Raw genomic sequence first — 15,072 nt, forward strand, 5'->3', positions numbered from 1 at the left:
ACCGCGCATGGCGACCATCAAGGACAATCTGCTCAACCTGGTCGACAAGGCGCGCCACTTGATTTCCGATGAGCGAACACCCAGTAGCGAGACCCCGACCGCCCCTATGAACGCACCCAGCCTGCCGATACCGCTGTCCCTGATGAGCATGGAACACCAGGAACAGCTGGAACAGTTGCTCAAGCCCATAGCCGCCGACCAGCCCAGCGGCCCGCCGCTGCGCTACGATCCGATCTTCACCGAGATCCGGCTGGCGCGCGAGGAGGACGACCCCAGCCTGCCGATGGGCCAATGGGAGCGGCCGCTGAAGACGGCCGACTGGCCGCTGATCGAGGCGCGCTGCAAGGCCATGCTGGGCGGCCGCTCCAAGGATTTGCAGATCGCCGCCTGGCTGCTGGAGGCGTGGACCCGGCAGTACGGCATCGACGGCCTGTATCGCGGCCTGAGCCTGGTGGACCGGCTGCTGCGGCAGTTCTGGGACAGCTTGCATCCGGCCATCCAGGACGGCGACGCCGACGCCCGCATCGCGCCGCTGGAGTGGCTCAACGAATCGCTGGCGGCGACGGTGCGGGTGCATGTGCCCATCCTGAAGATCAATGGCCGCAAGCCGCCGGCGCAGAGCCTGTCCGACTGGGAGCGCATGACGGCGCGCGAGCTGGGCGGCCATGCCGGCGAGACCCACGCCAACGCCGATGGCGAGGCGCCGCTGACCCGCATCGAAGTGATCGCTTACGCCCACCAGCGGCTGGGGCGCGAGCTGGCCAACCGCCGGCAAGTGGTGCAGCGCTGCCTGAACTGCCTGGAAACCATGTTGGCGTTTGTCGACCTGCAACTGGGCGCGCAGGCGCCGAATCTGTCTAAACTGAAGGGGACGCTGGTGGCGGTGGAACGCGTGCTGCAACAACTGGCCCCCGAGCAAAAGGAAGAAGAAATGACGACGCCGGAACCGCCGCAAGGCAGCGAGGAAGTGAACGGCATGGCGGCGGGCCTGGCGCCGCCGGCGGTGGCCCTGTCAGGCTGGAAGAACCGCGACGAGGCCTACGCCGCGCTGGGCGCGATCGCCGATTATCTGAGCCTGGTGGAACCGCATAGTCCGACGCCGTATTTGCTGCGGCGCGCCGTCAACTGGGGGCGCATGCCGCTGCCCGAGCTGATGGCCGAGATTATCCGGGAAGAGGGGGACTTGAACCGCCTGGTGAATATGCTGGGCTTGCGCGAGTGAGGACTTAGCGCAGCTGGTAGAGCGAGATGGTTTGGTCTTGCAAGGCGTTTTCCGAGCACAACACATAGGTCGAAGCGCAGGCCAGGCTGAGCAACAATGCGCCGAAGGCGATATGGAGATAGCGTGCCATGACAAACTCCCAGCAGAGGTTGGACTTCCAGTGAGTCCAGAATACCCCGGGAGTTGCATAACGGGCATCAGCCGAATGTCCGACGTTTTGTAGGACTACTGCCCGTCTCTGTCTTTATGCTAACGTTTTACTTGGTCTTCCAGACGATGAAGGCATCGGCCGGCGCGGTGTCGAGCGCGTTCGACACTTCCAGCCAGTGTTGCAACTGTTCCGGCAGTTTGATCTGGATGCCGGAGCCGTCGATGTAGCCGATCTGCTCGACCATCTTGGGGTCCATCTTGGCCTTGGACACGGTCGGCGCGCCGGCCACCATGCGGTCGTAGGCCTTGCGGGCCTTGTTTTCCCACTTGTGCAGGCTGCTCTCGTCGAAGCGGTTGGCTTCGAAGTAGACCGTCAGCGAGCCGTCCGCGTTGCCGTAGCCGACGATGCCGGCGCCTTTGCGGATGGTGGTGGAAGCGTTCACGTCAAACAGCGCGGTCGGCACGAACACCGCGGCGCGCCCGTTGACATCGGGACAACCGACTGGCGTGTCCTTGCTATAGGTACTGACTTCGTGCAGGGGTGTTCTCTCTTGGGACATGGCTGGGCTTAATCTGGAAAAGGGGAGGCGTTGCATGCGGATGCACAGACGTTCATTGTAGCGTCAATCTAGTTCCATTAGGCAACTGCCACAACAAAATTTTGTAACGCGCAACGGGGAGCGGTGGTCGCTACGTTGACTGATCCATGTCAAGCTTGCCGCGGCACGATTGCAGCGTATGCCGTCGCCATGTGTCTTGCGGTATATGATGGTTGCCATCGATGATGGGAGGCCGCCATGGCAATGAACTCCGAGAATGAAGCCGATCAGCGCTTTGTGCTGCTTGAGATCGGCAAGCTATCAAGCAATGTGGAACGCTTGCTTGCCGATGTGAAGTTCATCGGTGACAAGGTTGATGGCTTGCGCCACCAGGTGACATTCGTGCGTGGCGCCCTGTATGTGGTGAGTGGCGTGCTGGCTGCCGGGGTTTACTTCATCGCCGCGTTGTATCGATAACAAATCTAGCGGGGGATGGTGCCCTGCAACTTGAAAGCCAGTGCTTTGTTGCTCGGTAAAAAGGTTTAAATAGTTTAGCTCGTTATCACGTTGCGCATGGGTGGGGATCAGTTCACAATACATGCAAGGTAGCAACGGATGGGGAGCCAGGATGCTGACGATAGATGGCCCGTGGATCAATCCTTGGCACGCCGGCCTGGTTGCCGCCGTGCTCGTCTGCAGCGTGGCGCAGCTGCTGCTGACCCGCTCCGATCCGGACAGCCAGCACATGTTCCGCCATCATCTGTTGTTCGGCGGCTTGTGTTTGCTCATCAGCCTCTCCAGCAAGCTGATGATCGACCTGGCGCAGCGCCAGGCGGCCGGCCTGCTGGAAAGCGCCTCCATGCTTGGCTTCGGCCTGCTGCTGATACGCATCCTGGGCCTGACCGCGTTCCGCGTGCTGCTGCCGGCGCTGCGCATGCACCCGCCGCGCATCATGGAAGACATCCTGCTGGTGATCACCTACATCGTCTGGGGCCTGGTGTGGCTGCGCGTGGCCGGCCTGGACTTGAGCGGCCTGGTCACCACGTCGGCGGTGATCACCGGCGTGGTGGCCTTTTCGATGCAGGAAACGCTGGGCAACATCCTGGGCGGCCTGGCGCTGCAACTGGACAATTCGGTGCGCATCGGCGACTGGATCAAGATCGACGAGGTGCGCGGCAAAGTGGTGGAAGTGCATTGGCGCCATACGGCTGTGCAGACCAACAACGGCAGCCTGATCGTCATCCCCAACAGCGTGCTGATGAAATCGAAAGTGGACGTCTACAGCCGCGAGAGCAAGCCGGAGTTCCGCCGCTGGGTGAATTTCTGGATCGAGGATGCGGTGCCGCCGCAGCAAGTGATTGCCACCGTCCAGACGGCGCTGCGCCAGACCCATATCGAGCATATCTCGTCGGCCCGGCCGCCAGAATGCATCGTCATCGATTACCGCGAAGGCTTGATACAGTATGCGGTGCGCTACTGGCTCACCCATCCGGGCCACGACGACAGCACGGATTCCGCCGTGCGCATCCATTTCTACAGCGCCTTGCAGCGGCAGAGTTTGTCGCTCGCCCATCCCTGCATGGACATCCGCCTGAACGCCGATTCGGAGCGGCGTTCGGGCGTCCGGCTGGCGGCGGAAATGGACCTGCGCAAGCAGGCCCTGGCCAAGGTGGCGCTGTTTTCCGGCCTGACCGAAGAGGAACTGGCCAAGCTGGCCAAGGCGTTGCGCAACACGCCCTTCATCAAGGACGACATCATCACCCGGCAAGGCGCGGTGGCGCACTGGCTGTATCTGCTGGTCGGCGGCGAGGCCGACGTGTGGTTTGAGGCGGAAGGGCAGGAGCGGCTCCATTGCGCCACGCTCAAGGCGGGCGACGTCTTCGGCGAGATCGGCCTGCTGACCGGTGCGCCGCGCGGCGCCACCGTCACGGCCAAAACCGATGCGCTGTGCTATCGCCTGGACAAGCAGAATTTTGAATCCATCCTGCATGACCGGCCGGAGCTGGCCGACCAGTTCGCCCATGTGCTCAGCGACCGCAACGAAGTGCTGAGCACCATTCGCAGCGACCATGCCGGGTCTGAGCAAGTCCAGCAAGCCAACTACCGGTCGAGCATACGGCGCTTTTTCGGCCTGAAATAAGCCCGGCCGGCCTTGCTTCCGGCCAGACCCTCGGCGCCGGCACGCCACAGCGGTTGTAACAATATGTAATCTTGTTTACGCCCGCCGGACAGAATCCACGCGTCCAATCCCGCCGACCAAAAAAATGCATATTTAATACGTTCAATCTTGTGATACTCATCACGAAAATTCTGCAATTTTCTGAAGTTATCATATATTTCTGAAATGCTTAAGAAATTATTAATTTCCTCGCATTGTTACATTTTATTGTGCGACTGTTGCTTTAAATGCAAAAAGCGGTTTGGCCGTTGACACCCCTTTCCCTCTATGTTTTTATCTTGTCCGATCCTGCCTGTCTATACATTGCAGAGTCGACGCTGAGTTCGCCGCCGAGCGAAAACCGCTCTTTTATTTTTAAAATTGGGATCAAACATGACCACAGAAAAAATTCTCTCGCGCTCGCTGCGCCTGATGTTCTCCGGCACCGTGATGCTGGGACTGAGCGCAGCCGCTCTGGCCCAGGCGCAGACCGCGGCCGAGGCGCCGCTGCAGCGAGTTGAAATCACCGGTTCGTCGATCAAGCGCGCCCAGGCCGAAGGCGCATTGCCGGTGCAGACCGTCACCCGTGAAGACATCCAGAAAATGGGTGTCACCTCGACCGAACAACTGCTAGCTTCGATCAGCTCGAACACCCAGGTTGGCGCGGTCAACGCGGCCCAGGGCGTTGGCGCATCGACCTATGGCCTGTCCTCGGCCAGTCTGCGCGGCATCGGTGCGAGCAAGACCCTGATCCTGGTCAACGGCCGCCGCCTGGCCAACTACGCCACCGACGGCACCACGGTCGACATCAACGCCATTCCATTGGCCTCGGTCGACCACGTCGAAGTGTTGAAGGACGGTGCCTCTGGCGTGTACGGCTCCGACGCGATCGCCGGCGTGATTAACTTCATCCTGCGCAACAACTTCAGCGGCGTCGAAGTGAGCGGCTACGGCAGCGGCACCAAGGACGGCGGCGGCGGCAGCACCAAGGCTTCGATTATCGCCGGCTGGGGTGACTTCGACTCGGACCGCTACAACATCACCGTGTCGGCCGACGTCGGCAAGGACAAGCAGATCCTCGGCAGCCAGCGCGGCTATGCCCGCAAGGCATGGAACGACAACGGCCTGCGTGAATCCAGCGCCACCAACAGCGGCAACATCAACACCTTCGATCCCTACACCGATCCGAACGCGGGCGGCGTGATTCCGCATCGCCTGAAATCGATCGGCGACCCGCTGGGCAATCCGCTGAGCGACAACAACGGCGCCAATTGCGCCCAGAACGGCAGCACCTTCGACGCCAACACCGGCAGCTGCCGCTACAATCCGGCGCCGCTGGTCGCGCTGATGCCTGAAGTCAAGCGCGCCAACGTCGCGGCCAGCCTGCGTTTCAAGCTCAACGAAAACAATGAATTGTTCGTCGAAGGCTTCCACTCGCAGCAGAACACCATCACCCGGGCCCAGCCTTCGCCGTACAACACCAACTTCCTGAAGGATGACCTGGCGTTCCAGAAAGCCGACGTCTATCCGGCCATCATCCTGTCGCCGAGCAGCCCGTACTATCCGACCAGCTTCCTGGCCGGCACCGACTCGGCCGGCCAACCGGTCACCGTCAGCTACCGCGCCTTCGACGGCGGCAATCGCCTGCACGAGGATCTGGCCAAGCTGTCGCATCTGGTGATCGGCATGCGCGGCACGATCAAGGGCTATGACTACGATGTGGCCTACGTCCACAACGTCAGCGACGTCAGCGAAGTCACGCAGGACGGCTACCAGTCGCAACTGGCGCTGGCCAAGCTGTTGAGCAACAACAACGCCTTCAATCCGTACGCCGCCACCCAGACGCCGGCACTGGCCGCGCAAATCCGCGCGACCAACTACAACGGCCCGATGATCAATTCGCAGCTGAGCAATGACGCCCTGCAAGCCCGCGTCTCCGGCGACCTGTATCGGCTGCCGGCCGGTACCGCCAAGTTCGCGGTGGGTGGTTCGATCAGCAACGAGAACCTGAACCTGAACCCGAGCGCGGCGTTCCAGTCGGGCGACATCGCCGGCTATGGCGCCCAGGCGTTGCCGCTGTCGGCATCGCGTCACTCGTCGGCGCTGTTCGGCGAATTGAGCGTGCCTATCTTGAAGGAGCTGGAAGGCGATCTGGCGGTGCGTACCGACAAATTCCCGACCGCGACCTCGACCAATCCGAAGATCAGCTTCCGCTATCAGCCGCTGTCGCAGCTGCTGGTGCGCGCCTCGTATGGCCGCGGTTTCCGCGAAGCGGCTTTGCCTGAGCTGTTCAATCCGCAGACCTTCGGCACCAGCGCGACCTTCACCGATCCCGGCACCAAGACCTCCGGCCAGTACACGCTGCTGACGGGCGGCAATACCGAACTGAAGCCGGAGAAATCCGAGCAATCGTCGATCGGTCTGGTCATCGATCCGGTACCGGGCCTGTCGTTCGCGCTGGACTACTGGAAGATCAACGTGAGCAATCTGGTCACCACGCTCGATCCGCAACTGATTGTGCGCCAGGCATTTGCCGGCAACCCGCTGTACACTGGTCTGGTGCGGCGTGACGGTTCGGGCGCCATTTCGCAGATCACGGCCACCAACCTGAATGCCGGCGGCATGAAAGCCGAAGGCGTCGATCTGGACGTACGCTGGCGCATCGCCAAGACCGATAACTTCGGCACCTTCAACGCCCACCTGAACGGCAGCTACACCAGCAAGTTCGACCAGACCTTGCCGGACGGTACTGTCCAGCCTAGCGTGGCGCACACCATCGACGCCAACGGCGCGCCGTTGAACGCGGTCAGCGCTGGCGGCATCATCTTCCGCTGGAAGCACCAGCTGACCCTGGACTGGAAATACAAAAACTGGGGTGCCGACCTGACCCAGAACTTCCAGTCCGGCTACTACGACGCAGCGCGCTTCGACTCGGCCACCGGTACCGATGCGGTGCGCGTTGGCGCCTTCTCGACCTGGGATGCGCAAGTGTCCTACGCCGGTCTGGTCAAGGGCCTGAACCTGCGCGCCGGTGTGAAGAACCTGTTCAACCGCAAGCCGCCTGAGGCGATCACCCTGGGTAACTACTTCCAGGCTGGTTACGATCCTACGTACTACGATCCGCACGGCGCGACCGCTTACGTGAGCGCAACCTACGCCTTCTAAGTTCGTCGCTGTGAGTTGATCACCCCGCACCCTGTAAGCTGTCCGGCTTGCAGGGTGTTTTCATTTGGGGAAGGGGCGGGAACTGCAAAACAAAAAAGACCTACAAGCCGAAACTTGTAAGTCTTTGATTTGCTACGTATTCTGTGGGGTGGCTGATGGGGCTCGAACCCACGACAACAGGAATCACAATCCTGGACTCTACCAACTGAGCTACAGCCACCACTGATTTACTTCACTTTGTCTACTGTTTCGTAGACAGGTGCCGAATTATACAAGCCAGTTTTGAATCCTGCAAATCTAAATGCGAAGTTTCTTCAAAAAATTCCAGTTTGCTTAAACATCAACCTTTTCCACCGGCGGATGCAGGCCCAGCAGGTTGGCGAACGCCGGCGCCAGGGCGCTGACGGCCGCCGTCGTGTAGCCACGCAGCGCGGCGGGCGCCTCGTCCTGTGTGTGCGCCGGGCGCAGCAGTCCGGCGGCGCCCAGCAGGCGCCCCAGTTGGCGGGCCACGGCGTCGCCGGTATCGATCAGCGTGACGGCGGAGTGGCCGTGGGCGTGCAGCACCCGTTCTATGCCCGACTGCACGAAGGGGTAGTGGGTGCAGCCCAGCACCAGCGTATCGGCGCCCTGGTCCAGCAGCGGCGCTACGTATTGCTCCAGCAGCGCGGCGATGGCGGGCGTTTCCAGGTCGCCCAGTTCAATCTGGTCGACCAGGCCGACGCACGGTTGCAGCAGGAACTCGGCCTGGGTGGCGGTGCTGATCTGCTCGCGCAGCAGCAGGAATTTTTCGCCCTTGAGCGTGCGCGCCGTCGCCAGCACGCCGACCTTGCCGCTGCGCGTGGCGGCGGCGGCCGGCTTCAGGCCGGGCTCGACGCCGACCACCGGCAGCTCGGGATAGCGCGCCCGCACCGCCTTGATGGCGGCCACGGTCGCGGTGTTGCAGGCCACCACCAGCGCCTTGATGCCGCGTTCCAGCAGGAAGGCGGCGACCAGCAGCGCGCGGTCGACCACGTATTGTTCGGTTTTTTCGCCGTAGGGCGCATGGCCGGAATCGGCGAAGTAGATCAAGTCTTCCGCCGGCAGCTGCGCCCGGATGTGGCGCAGCACCGACAGCCCGCCCACGCCGGAGTCGTAGACACCGATCGGGGCACCGGGAGAGCGGGCGGCGTGCATCAGGCCGTGACGATCGGAACGTTCAGCGCTTCGATCTTGGCTTTCCATTCCTTCGGACCGGTTTCGTGCACCGAGGTACCGGCGGCGTCGACCGCGACGGTCACCGGCATGTCCACCACGTCGAACTCGTAGATCGCTTCCATGCCCATGTCGGCGAAGCCCAGCACCTTGGCGCCCTTGATCGCCTTCGACACCAGGTAGGCCGAGCCGCCGACCGCCATCAGGTAGGCCGACTTGTGCTTCTTGATCGACTCGATCGCCACCGGGCCGCGCTCGGCCTTGCCGATCATCGCGATCAGGCCGGTTTGTTCCAGCATCATGTCGGTGAACTTGTCCATGCGGGTGGCGGTGGTCGGGCCGGCCGGGCCGACCACCTCATCGCGCACCGGATCGACCGGGCCGACGTAGTAGATCACGCGGTTCTTGAAGTCCACCGGCAGTTCCTCGCCCTTGGCCAGCATGTCCTGGATGCGCTTGTGCGCGGCGTCGCGGCCGGTCAGCATTTTGCCGTTCAGCAGCAGGGTCTGGCCCGGCTTCCACGAAGCGACTTCTTCCTTGGTCAGCGTGTTCAGGTCGACGCGCTTGGATTTTTCGGTGTCCGGCGCCCAGCTGACGTCAGGCCAGGTCGACAGCGGAGGCGGCGTCATGTAGGCAGGACCGGAGCCGTCCAGCACGAAATGGCCGTGGCGGGTGGCGGCGCAGTTCGGGATCATGGCGACCGGCTTGGAGGCGGCGTGGGTCGGGTAGGTCAGGATCTTCACGTCCAGTACGGTGGTCAGGCCGCCCAGGCCTTGGGCGCCGATGCCCAGCGCGTTGATGCGGTCGCACAGTTCGATGCGCAGTTCTTCCAGCTTGTTCTGCGGGCCGCGCTGCTTGAGCTCGTACATGTCGATGTCTTCCATCAGCACTTCCTTCGCCATCAGCATCGCTTTCTCGGCGGTGCCGCCGATGCCGATGCCCAGCATGCCTGGCGGGCACCAGCCGGCGCCCATGGTCGGCACGGTCTTGAGCACCCAGTCGATCAGCGAATCGGAAGGATTCATCATGACCATCTTGGATTTATTTTCCGAGCCGCCGCCCTTGGCAGCGACCTTGACGTCGACGGTGTCGCCCTCGACCAGTTCCATGTGGACCACGGCCGGCGTGTTGTCCTTGGTGTTCTTGCGGTCGAAGTGCGGGTCGGCCACGATCGAGGCGCGCAGCTTGTTGTCGTCGAAGTTGTAGGCGCGGCGCACGCCTTCGTTGACGGCGTCGGTGACGGTGCCGGAGAAGCCCTCGAAGCGCACGCCCATGCCGATCTTCAGGAAGACGTTGACGATGCCGGTGTCCTGGCAGATCGGGCGCTTGCCTTCCGCGCACATGCGCGAATTGGTCAGAATCTGCGCGATCGCATCCTTGGCGGCCGGGCTTTGCTCGGCGTCATAGGCGCGCGCCAGATGCTGGATATAGTCGGCAGGATGGTAGTAGCTGATGTACTGGAGCGCGGCGGCAACGGATTCAATCAGGTCTTCTTGCTTTATGATGGTCATGATGTTCTCGCGTGGTTAGTGGGATTCGTTGTGGGTTAGCGTGGTGATGCGGTCGGTATAAGAGATCGCCAAAGCCGACAGCAGGAACACTGCGTGGATGCTGGTTTGTGCGATGAGCGTCTTCTCATCGTAGACGCTGGCATTGATAAAGGTTTTCAGCAAATGGATGGACGAGATGCCGATGATGGCCATCGCCAGCTTGGTCTTCAGCACGGAAGCGTTCACGTGCGACAGCCATTCGGGCTGGTCGGGGTGGTTGTCCAGGTTCATGCGTGAGATAAAGGTTTCGTAGCCACCGATGATGACCATCACCAGCAGGTTGGAGATCATGACGACGTCGATCAGACCGAGCACGACCAGCATGATGGTGGTTTCGTTGAGTTTTTCCGGCACCGGGGCGCCGGGCACGGCGACGGCCTGGAAGATGTGCTGGAGTGCGGCCTCGTTGCCCAGTACGGCGCCGATCAAGTCCTTCAGTTCTACCCAGAAATGGAACACATAGACGCACTGCGCCAGGATCAAGCCCAGGTACAGCGGTAACTGCAGCCAGCGCGTCATGAAGATAAAGGCGGGCAACGGTCGCAGCTTCGGTGTTGGCTTGGTCATTAGGGCGGGACTCCTTGAATTGGTGCATGCTAACGGGATAGCCGACATTTTACACGTGCTGTCCAGCAATCGCAGTGGTGTGTGGGTACTACGTATGGTTGATGAAATATTGGTAAAATTGCATAGGGCATTACATCCTCCGCCGGGGATAATCAATCTGTAAGGGCTCAGTAAGCGACGAAGTTTATGTTTATGGCAAACGAATTCAAACACTGGAGACACGTATGAGCAGCACTACCACCCAACAAGGTCCACAGGAATCCCGCGTCTTTACGCCCCCGGCGGAGTTTGTGGCGCAGGCCACCGTAGCCGGCATGGAAGCCTACAACGCGCTGTGCGCGGAAGCGGAGGCCGACTACGAAGGCTTCTGGGCACGCCTGGCGAAGGAAAACCTGGTCTGGCAAAAGCCCTTCACCCAAGTGCTGAACGAAGACAACGCGCCGTTCTACAAATGGTTTGAAGACGGCCACCTGAACGTTTCGTACAACTGCCTGGACCGCAATCTGCAAAACGGCAACGCCGACAAGACCGCCATCATTTTTGAAGCGGACGACGGCAAGTCGGTCAACGTCAGCTACAAGGAATTGCACGAGAAAGTCTGCAAATTCGCCAACGGCCTGAAATCGCGCGGCATCAAGAAGGGCGACCGCGTGATCATCTACATGTCGATGTCGGTGGAAGGCGTGGCCGCGATGCAAGCTTGCGCGCGCATCGGCGCCACGCACTCGGTGGTGTTTGGCGGCTTCTCCGCCAAATCGCTGCAGGAGCGCATCATCGACGCCGGCGCCGTGGCCGTGATCACCGCCGACGAGCAACTGCGCGGCGGCAAGAACCTGCCATTGAAAGCCATCGTCGACGAAGCGCTGGCGCTGGGCGGCTGCGACACCATCAAGGACGTGATCGTCTACAAACGCACTGGCGGCAACATCAACTTCCAGGCCGGTCGCGACCTGTGGCTGCATGAGCTGGTCGCCAACCAGCCGGCCGAGTGCGAGCCGGAGTGGGTCGATGCCGAGCATCCGCTGTTCATCCTGTACACGTCGGGTTCGACCGGCACGCCGAAGGGTGTGCAGCATTCGAGCGGCGGTTACCTGCTGTGGGCCGCGTTGACGATGAAGTGGTCGTTCGACATCAAGCCGACCGATGTGTACTGGTGCACGGCCGATATCGGCTGGGTGACCGGCCACAGCTACATCGCCTACGGTCCGACGGCGGTGGGCGCGACGCAAGTGGTATTCGAAGGCGTGCCGACTTTCCCGAACGCCGGCCGCTTCTGGGACACCATCGCCAAGCACAAGGTCAGCATCTTCTACACCGCGCCGACGGCGATTCGTTCGCTGATCAAGGCGTCGGATGTGGATCCGAAAGTGCATCCGAAAAATTACGACCTGTCGTCGCTGCGTTTGCTGGGCACGGTGGGTGAGCCGATCAATCCGGAAGCGTGGATGTGGTACTACACGCAGGTGGGCGGCGAGAAGTGCCCGATCGTCGACACCTTCTGGCAGACCGAGACCGGCGGCCACATGATCACCCCGCTGCCGGGCGCGACGCCGATGGTGCCGGGTTCGTGCACCTTGCCGCTGCCGGGCATCATGGCGGCCATCGTGGACGAGGCTGGTGTGGATGTGGCGAACGGGCAGGGCGGCATCCTGGTCGTCAAGCGTCCTTGGCCTTCGATGATCCGCACCATCTGGAACAATCCTGAGCGGTTCAAGTCGAGCTACTTCCCGGAGGAGCTGGGCGGCAAGATGTACCTGGCTGGCGATGGGGCGATCCGGAACAAGGATACGGGTTACTTCACCATCACCGGGCGCATCGATGACGTGTTGAACGTGTCGGGTCACCGCATGGGCACGATGGAGATTGAATCGGCGCTGGTGGCCAATCCGCTGGTGGCCGAGGCTGCGGTGGTGGGCAAGCCGGATGACACGACGGGTGAATCGATCTGCGCGTTTGTGGTGCTGAAGCAGGCGCGTCCGACTGGGGATGAGGCCAAGAAGCTGGCGCTGGAGTTGCGCAATTGGGTGGCCAAGGAGATTGGGCCGATCGCCAAGCCGAAGGAGATTCGTTTCGGGGATAACCTGCCGAAGACGCGTTCGGGCAAGATCATGCGGCGCTTGCTGCGGGTGTTGGCCAAGGGCGAGGAGATTACGCAGGATGTGTCCACGTTGGAGAATCCGGCGATTCTGGAGCAGTTGAAGGAAGCTTCCTGAGGCTGGGGAAATAAACTTTGTACTCTCGGGAATGTTTGCTATAATTCGCGGCTTCTCCGGAAGGGGAAGAAATGCAGGAGAGGTGGATGAGTGGTTGAAGTCGCACGCCTGGAAAGCGTGTATAGGTTCATAGCCTATCGGGGGTTCGAATCCCCCTCTCTCCGCCAAGGATACAAAAGCAAAAGCCACCCTCGGGTGGCTTTTTGCGTTGTATCCTTGGCGGAGAGAAGCAAGCCCCCTGCGGGGCTTGCGCGGGGGATTCGAAGGCATCGCCCCTGCAGGGGCGAGCCTCTCCGAATCGTCCATCTGCCACCGCTACGCGGTGGCGCGCCGGAGGCGCCGCGCGCAGCGCAAATTCCTCAGAGAACTATTCCCCCGAGCATCGCCACAATATCGAAGCTCCCTCCGTGCATCGCCGGCTACGGCAAAGTATCGCGCTTGGCGAGGATGCTCGCCATCTCCGTCATGTGCTCGGTTCCCCAAGTACATAGCGGGACGATAGCCTCAGCCAAGCTACGGCCAAGCGGGGCAAGTGCGTAGTCCACGCGCGGCGGCACCTCCTTATAGTCGGTCCGCACCAGCATGTGATCGGCCTCCAGATCCTTCAATTGCTGGATCAACACCTTGTTGCTGACACCCGAAATCAGGCGTTTGAGTTCGCTGTAACGCTTCGGGCCGTCGCGCAGGAAGAACAGGATCAGTGGTTTCCACTTGCCCGAGATGATGCGGAGCGTAGCGTCGAGCCCGCAGGAGAAGTCGCCGGTACCGACAGTGCCGCAGGTTTGAGTAGGAGTCGTCATTATTTTGTGGTTACCTAAAAGTGCATACTTGTGCATAGGTTACCTGAACTCCATACTCTATTCAAGCAAGCAGATTCCTGCTTCCTAACCAAGGAAAGAGACAAGTCATGACCAGACTGAATGGAAAGACCGCCGTGATCACCGGCGGCGCTACCGGCATCGGCCGCGCAGCGGCCAAGCGCTTCATCGAAGAGGGGGCCTTCGTCTTCATCTTCGGCCGCCGACAGGAAGCGCTCGACGCCGCCGTGGCCGACCTCGGGCCCAATGCCCGCGCGGTGAAGGGCTCGGTCACCGATGAGGCCGACCTCGACCGACTGTACGCGGCGGTGAAGGCCGAGCGCGGAACCCTCGACATCGTCCTCGCCAATGCCGGGGTGGGTAGTCTGCTTCCGCTCGGCAAGATCACCGCCGAGCACATTGACGAAACCTTCGACACCAATGTGAAGGGTTTGATCTTCACGGTCCAGAAGGCGCTGCCGTTGATGGGCGAGGGCGGTTCGATCATCCTGACCGGATCGAGCGCCGGGACCACGGGCGCCCCGGCATTCAGCGCCTACAGCGCGAGCAAGGCGGCAGTGCGCAACCTCGCGCGGTCCTGGGCGGAGGACCTGAAGGGCACTGGCATCCGGGTCAACGTGCTGTCGCCCGGGCCGACCGCGACCGAACTGGCGAAGGCAGCGGTGGGCGAGGAAGGCATGAAGGTGTTCGCCGCGATGACTCCGCTCAAGCGCATGGCCGATCCGGCGGAGATCGGAGCGGTGGCTGCCTTTCTCGCGTCGCAGGACAGCAGCTTCATGACCGCCAGCGAAGTCGCCGCCGACGGCGGCCTGGCGCAAATCTGACGCGCTACGCCCGGCCGGTCGCTCCATTCGATATGCGGAGCCGGCCGGGCGTGCTCAACCAAAGGAAAATCTATGAGCTACGCAATTATCGGCTTCGGCAAGCTCGGCCAGGCGCTTGCCAAGGCGTTTGCCAGAAGCGGCATCGAAGTATCGGTCGCCACCACGCGCGACCCGGAAAGCTTTGCTTCCGCCGCGGCCGCGATCGGACCCGGGATCATTCCCAAGACACTGGCGGAAGCCGTCAAGGCCGACGTCGTCTTTTTGGCTGTGCGCTTCGCGTCGCATCGGGATGTCGCGAAGGCGCTGCCGACGTGGGAGGGGAAGACCATCATCGATGTGACCAATGCCTACGGCGTGCCGCTTGAGGAACTGGGAGGACAGCCTTCTTCTGCCAAGGTCGTCGCGCAGACCTTCATTGGTGGAAAACTGGTGAAGGGCTTCAACCATTTGGTCGCTGCCGTCCTTGAACAAGATCCGGCTGTCAATGGTGGCAGGAGAGTCGTGTTCCTGGCGAGCGACGATGACGGCGCAGCAGCGGAGGTTGCCGCGCTTGCGGAAAACCTTGGTTTCTCGCCGATCAAACTGGGCGGGCTTTCGGAAGGTGGACTGCTTGTGCAGGCGCGCGGAAATAGCTGGGGTCAGCTGATCTTTAAGGACTTGGTCAAGTTCGACTGA

At 61.6% G+C, this 15,072-nt stretch carries 13 protein-coding genes and 2 tRNA genes; 8 read left to right on the forward strand and 7 right to left on the reverse strand.

Translation table 11 applies throughout. From position 1 onward, the window contains the following. The first annotated feature begins 7 nt into the window (after positions 1 to 7). Complete coding sequence (gene tssA, locus AC07OK_RS16065; RefSeq protein ID WP_494691256.1) at positions 8 to 1,222, forward strand: type VI secretion system protein TssA; 1,215 nt, start codon at positions 8 to 10, stop codon at positions 1,220 to 1,222. A gap of 4 nt (positions 1,223 to 1,226) precedes the next feature. On the opposite strand, the gene AC07OK_RS16070 is transcribed toward tssA, so the two are convergent. Continuing rightward, on the reverse strand, positions 1,227 to 1,352 hold the full coding sequence (locus tag AC07OK_RS16070) for a hypothetical protein (RefSeq protein WP_020705285.1): 126 nt from the start codon (positions 1,350 to 1,352) through the stop codon (positions 1,227 to 1,229). Between the two features lie 127 nt (positions 1,353 to 1,479). After that, positions 1,480 to 1,932 (reverse strand): hypothetical protein, encoded by a 453-nt coding sequence (locus tag AC07OK_RS16075; RefSeq protein WP_494691257.1) that lies wholly within the window; start codon positions 1,930 to 1,932, stop codon positions 1,480 to 1,482. Between the two features lie 237 nt (positions 1,933 to 2,169). On the opposite strand from AC07OK_RS16075, the gene AC07OK_RS16080 reads away from it, so the two are divergent. From AC07OK_RS16080 to AC07OK_RS16090, 3 genes are all read left to right on the forward strand, one after another. Continuing rightward, positions 2,170 to 2,388, forward strand: a complete 219-nt coding sequence (locus tag AC07OK_RS16080) for a hypothetical protein (protein ID WP_494691258.1) — start codon at positions 2,170 to 2,172, stop codon at positions 2,386 to 2,388. 151 nt (positions 2,389 to 2,539) lie between these two features. Further along, the gene (locus tag AC07OK_RS16085; protein ID WP_494691259.1) at positions 2,540 to 4,051 is read left to right on the forward strand and encodes a mechanosensitive ion channel domain-containing protein; all 1,512 of its coding nucleotides are present in this window, start codon (positions 2,540 to 2,542) and stop codon (positions 4,049 to 4,051) included. A 411-nt stretch (positions 4,052 to 4,462) separates the two neighbouring features. Then, a complete protein-coding gene (locus tag AC07OK_RS16090; protein WP_494691260.1) occupies positions 4,463 to 7,234 on the forward strand; it encodes a TonB-dependent receptor in 2,772 nt (923 codons plus the stop codon). Between the two features lie 144 nt (positions 7,235 to 7,378). Here the strand turns inward: AC07OK_RS16090 and AC07OK_RS16095 are convergent. The 4 genes from AC07OK_RS16095 to AC07OK_RS16110 form a co-directional block, all read right to left on the reverse strand. Further along, positions 7,379 to 7,454 (reverse strand) — tRNA-His (locus AC07OK_RS16095). Positions 7,455 to 7,567: 113 nt separating this feature from the next. Next, positions 7,568 to 8,407 carry a glutamate racemase gene (gene murI / locus AC07OK_RS16100; RefSeq protein ID WP_494691261.1) on the reverse strand — a complete coding sequence of 280 codons (840 nt, stop codon included), beginning with the start codon at positions 8,405 to 8,407 and terminating at the stop codon, positions 7,568 to 7,570. Continuing rightward, complete coding sequence (locus tag AC07OK_RS16105) at positions 8,407 to 9,936, reverse strand: fumarate hydratase (RefSeq protein ID WP_494691262.1); 1,530 nt, start codon at positions 9,934 to 9,936, stop codon at positions 8,407 to 8,409. The genes murI and AC07OK_RS16105 overlap by 1 nt, the downstream gene beginning before the upstream one ends. Before the next feature lie 15 nt (positions 9,937 to 9,951). Then, positions 9,952 to 10,542: a TIGR00645 family protein gene (locus AC07OK_RS16110; protein WP_494691263.1), complete on the reverse strand. Its 591-nt coding sequence runs from the start codon at positions 10,540 to 10,542 to the stop codon at positions 9,952 to 9,954. A 224-nt stretch (positions 10,543 to 10,766) separates the two neighbouring features. On the opposite strand from AC07OK_RS16110, the gene acs reads away from it, so the two are divergent. Beyond that, the gene (gene acs / locus AC07OK_RS16115; protein ID WP_494691264.1) at positions 10,767 to 12,755 is read left to right on the forward strand and encodes an acetate--CoA ligase; all 1,989 of its coding nucleotides are present in this window, start codon (positions 10,767 to 10,769) and stop codon (positions 12,753 to 12,755) included. Positions 12,756 to 12,831: 76 nt separating this feature from the next. Next, positions 12,832 to 12,922 (forward strand) — tRNA-Ser (locus AC07OK_RS16120). Between the two features lie 252 nt (positions 12,923 to 13,174). Here the strand turns inward: AC07OK_RS16120 and AC07OK_RS16125 are convergent. Beyond that, positions 13,175 to 13,555, reverse strand: a complete 381-nt coding sequence (locus tag AC07OK_RS16125; protein WP_494691265.1) for a winged helix-turn-helix transcriptional regulator — start codon at positions 13,553 to 13,555, stop codon at positions 13,175 to 13,177. A 107-nt stretch (positions 13,556 to 13,662) separates the two neighbouring features. On the opposite strand from AC07OK_RS16125, the gene AC07OK_RS16130 reads away from it, so the two are divergent. Beyond that, positions 13,663 to 14,397 carry an SDR family NAD(P)-dependent oxidoreductase gene (locus AC07OK_RS16130; protein WP_494691266.1) on the forward strand — a complete coding sequence of 245 codons (735 nt, stop codon included), beginning with the start codon at positions 13,663 to 13,665 and terminating at the stop codon, positions 14,395 to 14,397. 72 nt (positions 14,398 to 14,469) lie between these two features. Continuing rightward, positions 14,470 to 15,072 (forward strand): NADPH-dependent F420 reductase, encoded by a 603-nt coding sequence (locus tag AC07OK_RS16135; protein WP_494691267.1) that lies wholly within the window; start codon positions 14,470 to 14,472, stop codon positions 15,070 to 15,072.

This window comes from Duganella sp. GW821-FHT07G03, from assembly GCF_059418605.1.